The sequence below is a fragment of the Rhodoferax sp. genome (assembly GCF_028688795.1).
Lineage (GTDB): Bacteria > Pseudomonadota > Gammaproteobacteria > Burkholderiales > Burkholderiaceae_C > Rhodoferax.
Genome location: NZ_JAQTXM010000028.1, coordinates 52,512 through 66,700, shown reverse-complemented (window position 1 = coordinate 66,700; position 14,189 = coordinate 52,512). Strand labels below are relative to the sequence as shown.

Sequence of the window (14,189 nt, the reverse complement as noted above, 5' to 3'; positions counted from 1 at the left end):
TTACCATCCGCTCCTACTTGGCAACCATGACCAAGCAGAAAAACAATCTGTTTGACTGTTTGGTCAGCGTGTTTAACCGCCAGATAATTCAGCCCAGCTTTGCTCGTTAAGCTGAGTAGTTACAAAAATTTATAAGAAATTAGCCTGTAGCCCTTTATATATGCGTAAAAAGCTATTTTTAATATAGTAGAAACAGGTTATTTTGATGCCCGCAAAAATTCAGTTTGAACAGCATGACGGCATCGCCCATGTCACCCTGAGTTACCCCAGGCGTTTTAACGCCATGTCACGCGCGATGTGGCGCGAGTTGCGGTCAGTGTTCGAGTGCATTCAGCAAAGTTCCGATGTGCGTGTGGTGCGGGTAGCCGGTCATGGTGCGCATTTTTGCGCCGGTGGTGATATTTCCGAGTACGCCAGTTTTCGCTATGAAGAAGCGTCGTTGCGTGAGTTTCATGAGGGCGACGTTTGGGGTGCCCTGAGCGCCATGCTGGCTTGCGACGTGCCGATCGTGGCGCAGATTGCGGGCAACTGCATGGGTGCCGGTGTTGAAATTGCCAGCTGTTGCGACATTCGGCTGGCGGCTGAGTCGGCCCAATTCGGTGCCCCGATTGCCCGGTTGGGTTTTCCAATGGCCCCGCGCGAGGCGGCGCTGGTGTCTCGCGAGTTGGGCGGTGTCACCGCGCGGCAGATGTTGCTTGAGGCAGCTGTGTTCAGCGCACCCGAGATGTTGCAGCGTGGTTTCTTGAGCCGGGTGGTGGCCGATGTCGATTTGGCCAATCTGACCCAAGCCACGTTGCAGCGCATCAGCCAACTGGCTCCCCAAGCTGCGCGTTTGAACAAGCAGACACTTAGAGTTATAAATATGCCTCTAGCCCTTATGGATAAAGCGCAAGAAGCTATCCATTTAGACAAATTTGCAGACCCCGTGGCCCAGCTGATGAGCACGGCTTACGCGTATGCCGACAGTGCTGAGCAGTTGGAAGGCATCACCGCGTTTTTGGAAAAGCGACCACCGAAGTTTTAAGGTGCCGCCTAGGCAAGGTGTAAAAGAATATTTGCCTCTGTCAATTTCGCTGTCCGTAAAGCCGCTAATATTTCGCCAGCTCATTTCAACCTACTCATCTTACAAATCATGCAAGTTCTTCAAACCGTACTGCGTGACCGGGCCGATATGGCCGCCGCTCTGCAAGGCCTGAGTGCCATTGATCCGCAGTTGCTTTTGGTGTTTGGTTCGCGAGCCTGGCTGCAAGTTTTGGAACCGCAGTTGGCCATGCAATTTGGGTCGGCGCACCGACTGGGTTGCAGCACCGCCGGTGAAATATCGGGCGAGGGGGTCAGTGTGGACGCGTGTGTGGTGACAGCCGTTCAGTTTGACAGGGTTCAGGTTCAAGCAGCCTGCACAACTTTGGCGGGTATGGCGGATTCGTATGCCGCTGGCCAGCGATTGGCCCAAGCCTTGCCTCAGCTTGGTTTGCGCGCCGTGCTGGTGCTGGGCCAGGGTGTCAACATCAATGGCAGCGCGCTGATTGGCGGGTTGGTGGGTGGTATTGGCCCTGATGTGTTGGTCACGGGCGGCTTGGCTGGCGACGGCGCCGCGTTCAAGGAAACCTGGGTGTTGGACGATACCGGCGTGCGCTGCGACCACGTGGCGTGTGTCGGCCTCTATGGCGCAGATTTGACTGTGACGCATGGCTCGTTTGGTGGTTGGATGCCTTTTGGCCCGGCGCGCAAGGTGACCCGCTGCGACAACAATGTGTTGTTTGAACTTGATGGTGAGCCAGCTCTGGAGGTTTACAAGCGCTATCTGGGTGATCACGCCAAGGATTTGCCGGCCGCTGGGCTGCTGTTTCCCTTTGCCATGTTGGGTGGCGACCACACTGAAATGGGCTTGATCCGCACCATTTTGGCGGTGGACGAAGCCGGTGGCAGCTTGATGCTGGCTGGTGACATTGATCCCAATGGCTATTTGCGTCTGATGCACGCGAGCACCGACGCACTGGTCGATGGTGCAGAGGTCGCTGCGCTGGCGGCAAAAATGGCGGCCCAACCACCAGGGCAGGGCTTGGCTTTGCTGGTGAGCTGTGTTGGGCGCAAGCTGGTCATGGGGGGTCGGGTTGAGGAAGAAGTGGAGGCAGTGGCCGACGTGCTCGGTCAAAGCGCGGTGCTGACGGGTTTCTATTCATACGGCGAGATCAGTCCGTTCAGCGGCGAGTTGTCGTGCAAATTGCACAATCAGACGATGACAATCACCCATTTGATGGAAAATCCGGCAGTTCCCCTGTGAGGACGAAATTGCACCATGCATAAGTTGCTTTCGCGCCAGACTCGGCGGTTGCTCGGGGTTGAAGAGGCGCAATTCCCAACGGTGCTGGCGGAGCTGAAGAAATTGGGGTCGAGCGCTGGTGTGTCTGAAGGCGCTGCGCAAGTGCTGGCTGGTCTGGAAGGGTTTTTGGCCCGTGTCGAAGAGGCCTATGAACAAAATGACCGCGACCTTGACCTCAAGACCCGTAGTTTGCAACTCAGCTCTGTGGAGTTGTCGCACACCAATGACCGCTTGCGTCAGGAGCTTGACAGCCGCACACGTGCCATCGATTCGCTGCGTGAAACCGCCAACAGCCTGCTGCGTACAGAAGATGCCGAGATGCCACCGCTGCAGGACGACAACCTGGAATCTTTGTCGCAGTTGATGTCTGAGCTGGTGCGCCAGCGCGAAGCGGGGCAGCGCGATTTGCAGGCTGCACTGTCAGATTTGGCCAAACAAAAGTTTGCGCTTGATCAGCACGCCATCGTCAGCATCACCGATGTGACAGGCCGCATCACCTATGCCAATGACAAGTTTTGTCAGATCAGCGGCTACTCGCGTGAGGAATTGCTTGGACATAACCATCGGTTGATCAATGCGCGCACGCAGCCACGGGAGTTTTTTGAGAATCTCTGGAAGACTATTCTGGCGGGTCAAGTCTGGCACGGAGAAATTTGCAATCGGTCGAAAGTGGGGGAGTTGTATTGGGTGCAGGCAACCATCGTGCCGCTGCTTGATGACCAGGGTGCGCCGGAACAATTCATTGCCATTCGCACGGACATCACAGCGCGCAAGCACATGCAGGCGGCCGTGGCGCAGGCGGAAAGCCGGGTAAGACGCATCACCAACGCGGTGCCGGGTGTGGTGTACCAATGTGAGGTTGGGCCAGGGTCTATGCGTTACACCTTTTTGAGCGACCGCCTGGAAGAAATCCGGGGGCTTGACAGGGCGGCACTGTTGGCCGACGGGAGTCTGGCTTTTTCTCAAATTGTGCAAGACGACCGCGATCGGGTGGCGGAAGAAGTGTTCGCAGCGGGTGCCAATCGCACCGCGTGGCGGGGTGATTACCGGGTACAAATGCCTGATGGCAGCGTGCGCTGGATTCGTTCCGAGATTAATCCCGACCCTGAACTTGCAGTCAATGGTGCAACGGTGTTCACTGGTATTTGGCAAGACGTGACACAGCTGATAGAGGCCGGGCAGCGGCTGCGCGAGGTCAGCGAAAGCATTCCGGTGGTGGTGTTTCAGTACCGCTTGTGGGCGGACGGGCACCAAAGTTTCCCGTTTTGCAGCAGCGTGGCCGAGCAAGTTTGCGGCTTGACACCGCAGGCTGTCATGGCTGATTCGGCCGTGTTTTTTGACCTGATCCATCTGGACGACCAAGAGGTTTTTGAGGCAGCTTTTGTCGCCTCAGCCAAGTCAATGGTGCGCATCTCGCTGGACTTTCGCATGCACCACCGACGCACCCGCGAGCTGATTTGGGTGCATGGCGAATCCATGCCACAACGTGCGGCCGATGGCGGTGTGGTCTGGAACGGTTATCTGGCAGATATTTCTCAGGCGAAAAAGGCTTCTGAGGAGCTGCGCCGCGCGAAGGAAGCTGCCGAGGTGGCGAATCGCGCAAAATCCGATTTTCTGGCCAACATGAGTCATGAAATTCGCACACCCATGAACGGTGTCATTGGCATGACGGAGCTGGCGCTTGACACCGATCTGACAGACCAGCAGCGCGAGTACCTTGAAATCGTCAAGTCGTCTTCAGATGCCTTGTTGCGCGTCATCAACGACATTCTCGATTTCTCGAAAATCGAGGCCGGTATGCTGCAGACTGAAAAAATCCCTTTCAATCTCAGCCGCACAGTCACTGAAACGCTCAAGTCATTGGCCGTACGCGCTCATGCCAAACGCATCAAGCTGGTGTGTGCCATGGCCCCTGATGTGCCGCTGGCGGTGGTGGGCGACCCGGGGCGGTTGCGCCAAATTTTGATGAACCTGATTGGCAACGCCATCAAATTTACCGAAAGTGGCGAAGTGCTGTTGAGCGTGGGCGTTACAAAGGTGGCAGGCAAGTCACAGCAGTTCAAGTTCTCAGTGAAAGACTCGGGCATTGGAATTCCATCTGACAAATTGAACAGTATTTTTGAGGCGTTTTCGCAGGAAGACAGCAGCATCACGCGTCGTTTTGGTGGAACGGGCCTGGGTTTGTCGATTTCGTCACGACTGGCCGAGGCCTTGGGGGGGCAAATTACGGTGCAAAGTGAGCTCGGACATGGCAGTCAATTTGACGTGGTGATTCCGATGGCACTTGATGAGGACACCCTGGTGCCAACCAAGGATTCAGCCCACTTGCTGACGCAGCACAACGCGGCTGGTGCCAACGTGGCGTTGGACATTCTGCTGGTGGAAGATCACGTGATCAACCAAATGCTGGCCACTGCGCTGCTTGAGCGCTGGGGTCACCGTGTCTCGGTGGCAGGTGATGGTCAATTGGCGCTTGACGCATTGGCGCAGCATCGCTTTGACTTGGTGTTCATGGACATGATGATGCCTGTGATGGATGGTCTGGCGGCCACGCAGCGTATTCGGGCAAATGAACCTGCAGGTGAGCACCTGCCAATTGTGGCCATGACGGCCAACGCCATGACGGCGGACCGGGAGCGTTGCCTGCAGGCCGGCATGGACGATTTCATCTCCAAGCCGATTGAGCTTGCCGAACTTCATCGGGTGTTGGTCCGCTTTGGCAAACCCCATGTGCCAGCGAGCTCACTGGGCATGCAGTGTCCATCGGTCGCATCTACTCACTTGGTAGCGCCTGCACTTGAGTTTGACTACGAACAGGCTTTGGCGCAGTCAGATCAGGAGGTGGTTGACATCGTGGCAGATGTCTTCATAGCGCAATGGCCCATTGACGTGAAAAAAATGACAGACGCGCTGGCCAGTGGTGATCAGTCGTCTTGGTTGCACACAGCGCATGCGCTAAAGGGCACGTTGGGCATGTTTGGTGCCAAGCCTGCTGTCGATCTGGCTGAGCAACTCGAACAGTTGGCGGCTGATGGTGACTGGAACGACACGTGGCGGGAAACAGAGGTGGCCGTTACCACTGCTGCCAAGTGGGGCGCTTTACAAATGCAAGTTGCGTATTTGTTGGCAGCTTTGGGGTGTAGGCAAGGGTGAGGGCGCTGGTGCAGTGATACAGTCGTTTCAAACGGGTAGCGGCAGGTATAGCCTGTCATATTGGGTGTTGATGGGCAGTCGGGCGATCTAAAAAAAAGTAAATATGATGAATCAAGTATTGATTGTTGATGACGCAGAAATCAACCTGATTTTGTTTGAAGCTCTGATCAAGCGCATGGGTAACTGTGAGCCGACCAAGTTTTCCGATGCACCTCTGGGCTTGGCGTGGGCTCAAACTCATGAGGTTGATCTGGTTATTGTGGATTACATGATGCCCGAGCTTCATGGCATTGACTTTATTCACCAGCTGCGTGCCACAAAGGGTAAGGAAGATGTACCCATACTGATGATTACAGCCAATGATCAGAAACAAATTCGCTACCGCGCTTTGGATGCTGGCGCCACTGATTTTTTAACCAAACCGGTTGATAAAGTTGAATTCATGGCGCGGGTCAACAACATGTTGCAGCTTAGTGCCAGCCGCAAGGTGCTGGCCAATCGGGCCGACTGGCTGGCAGAAGAAGTTCGCAAAGCCACTTTTGAGATCGTTCAGCGTGAGCGTGAGACGGTGGTGCGCCTGTCCAAGGCCGCTGAATACCGTGACCCCGAAACCGGGGCCCACATTTTGCGCATGGCACATTATTCGGAGTTGATTGCCAAAGGCTTGGGTCTGCCACGGGCCGAGCATGAGTTGCTGCTTGAGGCTGCGCCCATGCACGACATTGGCAAGGTGGGGATTGCTGACCATATTTTGCTTAAACCTGGTCGACTAACACCCGAAGAGTTTGAGATCATGAAACAGCACGCCATTTTTGGCTATGAAATACTCAAGGGTAGTTCATCCAGAGTGCTGCAGGCCGGTGCAGAAATTGCCCGGGCGCATCATGAAAAGTATGATGGTTCGGGCTATCCCAACGGTTTGGCAGGCGAAGCCATTCCCATTTTCAGCCGAATCGTGGCGGTGGCCGACGTGTTTGACGCATTGACTTCGGAGCGACCTTACAAAAAAGCCTGGACGCTGGAACGCGCTGCTGAACATGTCAAGGCCAGCTCAGGTACCCACTTTGACCCCCAGTGCGTCGATGTGTTCTTTGCAAACTGGGACGGAGCGCTGGAAATTCGCCATCGGTTTGAAGATCATTGACCTGTAGATACTATTAATATAGTAGCTTATAGCCCTTATTGAATAAGGGTTATAGCATGATTACCTTAGTACAAGCACCGGAATGTGAGAGTGCGTCAATACTTGTTGAGTTTCACTGCCAAGCAGCAGGCGTTTGACGCCGCGGCGGCCATGCGATGCCATCACGATCAAATCGCATTTATGTTTTTTGGCAGTAGCAATCACGGCATCTGACACCACGTCGGACTTGATGGTCAGCGCCCGGGTTTTGACTCCCTGTAACTCAGCGGCTTTTTTGACCTCATCCACCACCGCCTGGCCTTCGTCTGCCCACTGCTTTTCAATCCGGCCCACTTCGGCTGCTTGCAACGCCAAACCCCCTTCAAAATAGCTTTGTGGGTAACGAGGCACGACTTTCAGTGCAACCAAGCTAGCGCCGGTCAGCGTGGCCAGCGAGATGGCGCTACTGACAGCCTTCTTGGAAAGGGTTGAACCATCTGTTGCTACCAGAATCTTGTCGTACATGATTGCGTCTCCTTCAGGTTTAAACGAGCAGCATAACCTTACACTCAGCGCCTTTCTTGATATATCTCATGCATTCAGCACGTTACGTCAGTTAACCTTCGCCCAATGTCCTCCGTACCCCTTAGTTTTCCCACCAAACCTGACACGCTCGACACGCTGCAACTTCTTGACGACGAGCAAGAGTGGGCTGCTTTTAGTCGCCCAGATGCTCAGCAAACAGGTTGCTGGGAGTCCAATGTGCTCATTGAGGGCATGCACTGCGCGGCGTGTGCGCTGACGATTGAAGACGTGCTCAAAGGTGTGCCAGGTGTACTCAAGGCTGAGGTGAGTGCCGGTAGCCACCGTGCCAAGGTGGTTTGGCAGTCACAAGCTGTGGCACCCTCGGGCTGGATGCAGGCGGTGCAACAGGCGGGTTACCGGGCGCTTCCGGCCAACGACGCTTTTTCCCGCGAGCGTCGTCTTGTTGAGTCGCGCAAGGCGTTGTGGCGGATGATGGTGGCGGGGCTGTGCATGATGCAGGTGATGATGTATGCCTATCCCGCCTACATTGCGAAGCCGGGTGACTTGACCGTGGAGTTGGAACAATTGCTGCGCTGGGCGTCCTGGGTGTTGACTTTGCCCGTGATTTTGTTTTCGTGTGGACCATTCTTTAGTAATGCCTGGCGTGATGTGCTGCACCGGCGTATCAGTATGGACCTGCCGGTTGCGCTGGGTATGTTGATCACGTTTGTGGTCAGCACCGCGGGCACGTTTGACCCAACGGGTGTGTTTGGCGCGGAGGTGTACTTTGACTCGCTCACGATGTTTGTGTTTTTTCTGCTGGCCGGGCGCTGGCTGGAGCTGCGTTTACGTGACAAGACAGCTGGTGCGCTGGAAGCTTTGATGAACCGCCTGCCCGACAGCGTGGCCCGGCTTAAGGCCGATGGTGAGTTCGAGCGCGTGCCAGTGCGGCGGCTGCAGTGCGGCGACGTGATTCGCGTGCTGCCAGGCGAGGCCTTTCCTGCGGATGGCATCTTGTTGCAGGGGAACACCTCAGTAGACGAGTCGTTGTTAACTGGAGAGTCGCGTCCCCTGACCCGCAGCGCGGGTGATGAGGTAATTTCTGGCAGCCACAACCTGGCTGCTGTGGTGCGCATGCGGGTTGACCGGGTGGGTGAGCAAACGCGTTTTGCGCAAATTGTCAGCTTGATGGAAAGTGCCTCCACCACCAAGCCCCCATTGGCTCGCCTAGCTGACAAAATTGCCAAACCATTTTTGGCTGGTGTGCTGGTCGCGGCTGGCTTGGCCTGTGCTTACTGGTGGCAAACTGACCCTGAGCGGGCCTTGATGGTCGCCGTATCGGTGTTGATCGTGACTTGCCCTTGCGCGCTTTCTTTGGCCACGCCTGCGGCCATGTTGTCGGCGGCAGGTGCTTTGGCCAAGCGGGGTGTTTTGGTCCGGCGCCTTGATGCGTTTGAGTCGTTGGCCGCTGTTGACACCGTGATGTTTGACAAAACGGGCACACTGACGCGGGATGCAATGGTGTTGGGTCAGGTGACGGTGCGTACCGGGCAGTCTGAGCAACGAGTGCTGGCCATGGCATCAGCGCTGGCGCAGCATTCGTTGCATCCGGTGTCTAAAGCCCTTTGCGCTGCAGCGGCGCTGGCTGAAATTTCTCCGTTGTGGCGCGCTGAAAAGGTCGAGGAACAAACCGGGCAGGGCGTGAGCGGCCTGGTGAGTTTGGGCGATGCCTCTGTCGCTACAAAATCGCTTCGTTTGGGGTCTGCTGAGTTTTGCGGTCTGGCTGCTGCTGACTCGCCCATCCTCAAGGTTCATTTAAGCGATGACCACGGTTGGCTGGCAAGCTTCGAATTCCAGGAAGACATTCGTCCGGATGCGGCCGAAACGGTGGCTGCCTTGCAACACGCGGGCATCAGCGTGTATTTGCTGTCGGGCGATGCCAGTGACGCTGCCCTGCGAGTCGCTGAAAAAGTTGGAATTTCAAACGTCAAGGGGCATTGTTCGCCGCAAGAGAAGCTTGATTTCATGCGCCAATCGCAGGTCGATGGGCATAGAGTTGCAGTGGTCGGTGACGGTTTGAACGATGGGCCGGTGTTGGCGGGTGCGCATGCATCCTTTGCATTTGGCCAAGCCGTACCGCTGGCACAAGCGCAGGCCGATTTTCTGGTGTCTGGCAGTCGATTAACCAATGTGGTTGATTCGCTTCTACTGTCGCGACGCACGCTGGCTGTGGTGCGACAAAATTTATGGTGGGCAGCAATTTACAACGCCGCCTGCGTCCCCTTGGCAATTGCCGGTATGCTTCCAGCGTGGCTGGCAGGATTGGGCATGGCGAGCAGTTCATTGCTGGTGGTACTCAATGCCTTGCGTTTGTCTAACGATGCGCAGTTTGAACGGAAAACTTGATGGACATCTTGTATATGTTGGTGCCGCTCTCGGTGGTTTTAGTGTTTTTGATCATCGGAGGGATCTGGTGGGCCATTTATCGCGGGCAATTTGATGACATTGAGCAAGAAGGGGAGAGAATTCTTAAGGATGGATAAGAATTTTGTAACAATTTGATTTGTATCAAATGGCGCGCGACCGGAGTCGTGCAAACTATCGGCTAGATAAACTGAAAAGAGGTGAACATGGCATTTGCAAATTCGCAGGCGACGACTTACAACGACAAAGTTGTAAGGCAGTTCGCCATCATGACCGTCGTTTGGGGCGTGGTCGGTATGCTGGTCGGCGTGATCATCGCCGCCCAGTTGGCTTGGCCCGAGCTTAATTTGGGTATTTCGTATTTGTCCTTTGGGCGATTGCGTCCCTTGCACACCAATGCGGTTATTTTTGCGTTTGGTGGGTGTGGTCTTTTTGCGACTTCGTATTATGTTGTTCAGCGTACTTGTCAAGTGCGCATCTTCAGTGACAAGCTGGCAGCTTTCACCTTTTGGGGGTGGCAAGTGGTTATCTTGGCAGCTGCCATTTCTTTGCCCATGGGATTCACCGAAGGCAAAGAATATGCTGAGCTTGAGTGGCCCATTGACATTCTGATCACACTGGTCTGGGTGTCTTACGCGGTGGTGTTTTTTGGCACCGTTGGCACTCGCAAAGTGAAGCACATTTATGTGGCTAACTGGTTCTTTGGCGCGTTCATCCTGGCTGTGGCTTTGTTGCACCTGGTTAACAGCGCTGCTATGCCGGTCAGCATCACCAGCATGAAGTCATATTCGGCTTATGCTGGCGTGCAGGATGCCATGGTGCAGTGGTGGTATGGCCACAATGCAGTGGGCTTTTTCCTGACGGCGGGCTTCTTGGGCATGATGTATTACTTCATCCCCAAGCAAGCGGGTCGTCCTGTTTACTCTTACCGTCTGTCCATCGTTCACTTCTGGGCGCTGATCTTCACGTACATGTGGGCGGGTCCTCACCATTTGCATTACACCGCCTTGCCTGACTGGACTCAATCCGTGGGTATGGTGTTCTCCCTGATTTTGTTGGCACCCAGTTGGGGTGGCATGATCAACGGCATCATGACGCTGTCTGGCGCCTGGCACAAACTGCGCGATGACCCTATCTTGCGTTTCCTGATTGTGTCTTTGTCTTTCTATGGCATGTCCACTTTTGAAGGCCCAATGATGGCCATCAAAACTGTTAACGCCTTGTCTCACTACACCGACTGGACTGTCGGACATGTGCACTCTGGTGCCTTGGGCTGGGTGGGTCTGGTCACCATGGGTTCCATGTATTACCTGATTCCGCGTCTTTTCGGTCAAAAGCAAATGTTCAGCGTCAAAGCCATTGAAGTGCACTTTTACATGGCCACCATTGGTATCGTGCTTTACATTGCAGCTTTGTGGATTGCTGGTGTGATGCAAGGCCTGATGTGGAGGTCGATCAACCCTGATGGCACCCTGACCTACACCTTTGTGGAGTCTGTCAAAGCCAGCTATCCGTTCTATGTATTGCGTTTGGCTGGAGGTCTGCTTTACTTGTCGGGCATGATCATCATGTTATGGAACACGATCAAGACAGCTACTTCAGGTCGCTCGGTGAATGTAGCCATTCCGTCAGTTCTTGCACACGCTTGAGGTATAAAAATTATGTCTAACCCGAATCAAAGCGGCGGCATGTCGCACTCAACGATCGAAACCAACAATGGCTTGATGATCGTATTGATCCTGATTGTGTTGTTGTTCGGTGGTCTGGTTGAAATTGTTCCCTTGTTCTTCCAGAAATCAACCACCATTGCTGCACCTGGCCTGAAGCCATACACATCGCTTCAGTTGGCAGGGCGTGATATCTATACGCGTGAAGGTTGCTACAACTGCCACTCACAGATGATCCGGCCATTCCGCGCCGAGACACTGCGTTATGGTCCGTATTCAAAAGCGAACGAGTTTGTTTATGACCACCCATTTCAATGGGGTAGCAAGCGCACTGGTCCTGATTTGCATCGCGTAGGTGGCAAGTACAGCGATCAGTGGCAGATCACGCATTTGAATAACCCTCGTGACTTGGTGCCTGAGTCCATCATGCCTGCTTACCCGTGGTTGATGGGTACCCCGGTTGATGCAGAAAGCATGCCGTCTCACATGAAGGCTCTGCGTAAAGTTGGTGTGCCTTACACCGATGCCGAAATTGCGGCTTCAGTAGAAGAGCTCAAGGGCAAGACCGAAATGGATGCCATGGTGGCATACCTCCAGGTACTCGGAACAACTGCAAAGTAACAGGGGACACTAATGGAGTTTGATGTCAACACACTGCGCTCACTGGTGACGGTGGTCAGCTTTCTTGCTTTTGTCGGGATCATCGCGTGGGCTTACTCACGCAAGAATTCGGCGGACTTTGAAAAAGCTGCCAACCTGCCATTTGAGCAGGATTGACAATTTCACCTAATAGGAAATAAAAATGAGCGATTTCACAAGTAATTTTTGGGAGATATATGTCTCCGGGCTCACGTTGGTCAGCATCATCGCTTGCTTGGTTTTGTTGATCATCACCGGCAAGATGAAAGCTACGACGGCTGGTGATAACACCACGGGCCACGTTTGGGATGGTGACCTTCGCGAGATGAATAACCCGCTACCACGGTGGTGGAGTTACATGTTTGTATTCACCATCATATTTGCTTTGGCCTATCTGGTGCTTTATCCTGGTCTGGGCAGCTACAAGGGTACGCTGGGTTGGTCTTCAGCCAAGCTGCATGCAGATGAAGTTGCCAAGGGCAATGCTGAAATTGCACCGATCTACGCCAAGTTCATGTCGATGAAGCCAGAAGATGTTGCCAAAGACGCACAGGCTATGGCCATTGGTGAGCGCTTGTACGGAAATAACTGTGCACAGTGTCATGCATCCGATGCTCGCGGTAACAAGGGTTTCCCGAATCTGACAGATGGCGATTGGCTCCATGGCGGGACCACTGACAAAATCAAGGAAACGCTGGTCGGTGGTCGCAACGGCAACATGCCTCCCATGGCTGCTGCTTTAGGCACTGCTGACGATGTGAAAAACGTGGCCCAGTATGTTCTGAGCCTTTCTAACAGTCCGCATGACTCCGCACGCGCAGCATTGGGTAAAGAGAAGTTTGCTGTGTGCGCTGCATGCCACGGCGCTGATGGCAAAGGCATGCAAGCTGTAGGCTCTGCCAATTTGACTGACAACATCTGGTTACACGGCTTTGGCGAAAAAGCCATTGTTGACATGATCAACAATGGCAAGGTCAACGTCATGCCTGCGCAGGCTGAACGACTCACTGAAGCTCAAATTCATGTGTTGACTTCTTACATTTGGGGTCTGTCAAACAAATAAAACCTTTGAGGTTATTTGTGAATGGACTTGGTCTTTTAGCTAGAGGCCAAGTTCTTTCTTTTTTGACAGTATCAGATACCGTGACGACTACACGCGGCGGCTCTTGGCGCCGCCTTCCTTCAAGAGTTAAAGGCACCTGCAAATGCAAAAAAATGATGAGTTAAACCAAAAATGGTGGCAATTTGGTCACGTTTGGCTTGTGATTGGGTTGCCCGCTGTTGTCGTTGTGGCAAGTTTCATCACGCTTTATCTGGCCATGTCGCGGCCAAATGAAATCATCAGTGACGATTCCTATCAACCAAGCAGGCAGTCAGATCAGTCCATCGAAGCGCGCAGAAAAGAAAGCAGTATGGCACCGGCGATGTTGGGCAGAAATCATGCCCAAACGGGGATTGTTCCGCCTCCGAAATAAAACGGATCGAACCGCTTTTTCAAATGCTTATCTTGGGTTGACGATGTCTTGCAGGGCTGCGGTGTTCACAATGTGAACGTGGCGTTGCTTAACCTGAACGATGCCATCGTCAACAAATTTAGAAAATGTGCGGCTGATGGTTTCCAGTTTGAGACCAAGGAAACTGCCGATTTCTTCTCTTGTCATGCGCAAGACCAACTCAGACTGAGAGAAGCCCCGTGCGTGTAGGCGTTGGGCCAGATTAAGCAAGAAAGCAGCCAGCCGTTCTTCGGCCCGCATGCTTCCCAGCAGCAACATCACACCATGCTCACGCACAATTTCACGGCTCATGATCTTGTGCACATGGTGTTGCAAGGCGTTCACCTCGCGGGATAAGTCTTCAATCTGTGCGAAGGGCATGGCGCAAATTTCGCCATCCTCAAGCGCGACAGCGTCACACGTGTGATGGTCATGAACGATGCCGTCAAGTCCAATGATTTCGCCAGCCATCTGGAAACCCGTCACTTGATCACGCCCATCTTCAGAGGTGATGCATGTCTTGAAAAAGCCAGTCCGAATGGCATAGAGATTGGTGAACTTCTCACCGTTGTGAAACACTGTCTCACCGCGCTTTATTTTTCTGCGCGCACCGATGATTTCGTCAATCCGATCAAGCTCAGTATTGCTAAGGCCAACGGGCATACACAGTTCGCGCATGTTGCAGTCTGAGCAAGCAATTTTGATGGGTTCGTGGTTCATGGGGGGTGATTTTGACACTGTTCGTGTCCATGTTCTGATCTGGGTCAATTTTCGATCGCTTTCGTTTTTTCTTTGTTCATTGATTGAGATCAAGAATTAGTAGAGAAAAATTTGGCATATTC

13 protein-coding genes are annotated in these 14,189 nt (G+C 53.8%); 11 read left to right on the top strand and 2 right to left on the bottom strand.

What is annotated here, in order from left to right; all coding sequences use genetic code 11:
* Positions 1-205: 205 nt before the first annotated feature.
* From PHQ58_RS18215 to PHQ58_RS18200, 4 genes are all read left to right on the top strand, one after another.
* Positions 206-1,024 (top strand): enoyl-CoA hydratase/isomerase family protein, encoded by an 819-nt coding sequence (locus PHQ58_RS18215; RefSeq protein ID WP_300113783.1) that lies wholly within the window; start codon positions 206-208, stop codon positions 1,022-1,024.
* 108 nt (positions 1,025-1,132) lie between these two features.
* A complete protein-coding gene (locus tag PHQ58_RS18210) occupies positions 1,133-2,284 on the top strand; it encodes an FIST N-terminal domain-containing protein (protein WP_300113780.1) in 1,152 nt (383 codons plus the stop codon).
* Positions 2,285-2,299: 15 nt separating this feature from the next.
* Positions 2,300-5,476, top strand: a complete 3,177-nt coding sequence (locus tag PHQ58_RS18205; RefSeq protein WP_300113777.1) for a PAS domain-containing protein — start codon at positions 2,300-2,302, stop codon at positions 5,474-5,476.
* Positions 5,477-5,582: 106 nt separating this feature from the next.
* Positions 5,583-6,620 carry an HD domain-containing phosphohydrolase gene (locus tag PHQ58_RS18200; protein WP_300113774.1) on the top strand — a complete coding sequence of 346 codons (1,038 nt, stop codon included), beginning with the start codon at positions 5,583-5,585 and terminating at the stop codon, positions 6,618-6,620.
* 60 nt (positions 6,621-6,680) lie between these two features.
* Here PHQ58_RS18200 and PHQ58_RS18195 read toward each other — a convergent pair whose 3' ends face one another.
* Positions 6,681-7,124: a universal stress protein gene (locus PHQ58_RS18195; RefSeq protein ID WP_300113771.1), complete on the bottom strand. Its 444-nt coding sequence runs from the start codon at positions 7,122-7,124 to the stop codon at positions 6,681-6,683.
* A 105-nt stretch (positions 7,125-7,229) separates the two neighbouring features.
* Between PHQ58_RS18195 and PHQ58_RS18190 the strand changes: the two genes are divergently transcribed.
* From PHQ58_RS18190 to PHQ58_RS18160, 7 genes are all read left to right on the top strand, one after another.
* Positions 7,230-9,530 carry a cation-translocating P-type ATPase gene (locus PHQ58_RS18190; protein WP_300113768.1) on the top strand — a complete coding sequence of 767 codons (2,301 nt, stop codon included), beginning with the start codon at positions 7,230-7,232 and terminating at the stop codon, positions 9,528-9,530.
* Positions 9,530-9,667, top strand: a complete 138-nt coding sequence (gene ccoS / locus PHQ58_RS18185) for a cbb3-type cytochrome oxidase assembly protein CcoS (RefSeq protein ID WP_300113765.1) — start codon at positions 9,530-9,532, stop codon at positions 9,665-9,667. Before PHQ58_RS18190 ends, ccoS begins: the two co-directional genes overlap by 1 nt.
* Positions 9,668-9,754: 87 nt before the next feature.
* Positions 9,755-11,197 carry a cytochrome-c oxidase, cbb3-type subunit I gene (gene ccoN / locus PHQ58_RS18180; RefSeq protein WP_300113762.1) on the top strand — a complete coding sequence of 481 codons (1,443 nt, stop codon included), beginning with the start codon at positions 9,755-9,757 and terminating at the stop codon, positions 11,195-11,197.
* A 12-nt stretch (positions 11,198-11,209) separates the two neighbouring features.
* Entirely contained in the window at positions 11,210-11,836 is a 627-nt protein-coding gene (ccoO, locus tag PHQ58_RS18175) for a cytochrome-c oxidase, cbb3-type subunit II (RefSeq protein ID WP_300113759.1), read from the top strand.
* 12 nt (positions 11,837-11,848) lie between these two features.
* Positions 11,849-11,992 carry a cbb3-type cytochrome c oxidase subunit 3 gene (locus PHQ58_RS18170; protein ID WP_300113756.1) on the top strand — a complete coding sequence of 48 codons (144 nt, stop codon included), beginning with the start codon at positions 11,849-11,851 and terminating at the stop codon, positions 11,990-11,992.
* A 25-nt stretch (positions 11,993-12,017) separates the two neighbouring features.
* Positions 12,018-12,917 (top strand): cytochrome-c oxidase, cbb3-type subunit III, encoded by a 900-nt coding sequence (gene ccoP, locus PHQ58_RS18165; RefSeq protein WP_300113754.1) that lies wholly within the window; start codon positions 12,018-12,020, stop codon positions 12,915-12,917.
* Between the two features lie 142 nt (positions 12,918-13,059).
* Entirely contained in the window at positions 13,060-13,329 is a 270-nt protein-coding gene (locus PHQ58_RS18160; protein WP_300113751.1) for a FixH family protein, read from the top strand.
* A 27-nt stretch (positions 13,330-13,356) separates the two neighbouring features.
* Here PHQ58_RS18160 and fnr read toward each other — a convergent pair whose 3' ends face one another.
* On the bottom strand, positions 13,357-14,067 hold the full coding sequence (gene fnr, locus PHQ58_RS18155; RefSeq protein WP_300113748.1) for a fumarate/nitrate reduction transcriptional regulator Fnr: 711 nt from the start codon (positions 14,065-14,067) through the stop codon (positions 13,357-13,359).
* Positions 14,068-14,189 lie beyond the last annotated feature (122 nt).

Bases quoted from the DNA above. Each gene is read 5' to 3' on its own strand.
- PHQ58_RS18190 (WP_300113768.1), top strand. From the start codon at position 7,230: ATGTCCTCCGTACCCCTTAGTTTTCCCACCAAACCTGACACGCTCGAC.
- PHQ58_RS18160 (WP_300113751.1), top strand. From the start codon at position 13,060: ATGCAAAAAAATGATGAGTTAAACCAAAAATGGTGGCAATTTGGTCAC.
- ccoS (WP_300113765.1), top strand. From the start codon at position 9,530: ATGGACATCTTGTATATGTTGGTGCCGCTCTCGGTGGTTTTAGTGTTT.
- PHQ58_RS18215 (WP_300113783.1), top strand. From the start codon at position 206: ATGCCCGCAAAAATTCAGTTTGAACAGCATGACGGCATCGCCCATGTC.
- PHQ58_RS18195 (WP_300113771.1), bottom strand. From the start codon at position 7,124: ATGTACGACAAGATTCTGGTAGCAACAGATGGTTCAACCCTTTCCAAG.
- ccoO (WP_300113759.1), top strand. From the start codon at position 11,210: ATGTCTAACCCGAATCAAAGCGGCGGCATGTCGCACTCAACGATCGAA.
- fnr (WP_300113748.1), bottom strand. From the start codon at position 14,067: ATGAACCACGAACCCATCAAAATTGCTTGCTCAGACTGCAACATGCGC.
- PHQ58_RS18200 (WP_300113774.1), top strand. From the start codon at position 5,583: ATGAATCAAGTATTGATTGTTGATGACGCAGAAATCAACCTGATTTTG.
- ccoN (WP_300113762.1), top strand. From the start codon at position 9,755: ATGGCATTTGCAAATTCGCAGGCGACGACTTACAACGACAAAGTTGTA.
- PHQ58_RS18210 (WP_300113780.1), top strand. From the start codon at position 1,133: ATGCAAGTTCTTCAAACCGTACTGCGTGACCGGGCCGATATGGCCGCC.
- ccoP (WP_300113754.1), top strand. From the start codon at position 12,018: ATGAGCGATTTCACAAGTAATTTTTGGGAGATATATGTCTCCGGGCTC.
- PHQ58_RS18170 (WP_300113756.1), top strand. From the start codon at position 11,849: ATGGAGTTTGATGTCAACACACTGCGCTCACTGGTGACGGTGGTCAGC.
- PHQ58_RS18205 (WP_300113777.1), top strand. From the start codon at position 2,300: ATGCATAAGTTGCTTTCGCGCCAGACTCGGCGGTTGCTCGGGGTTGAA.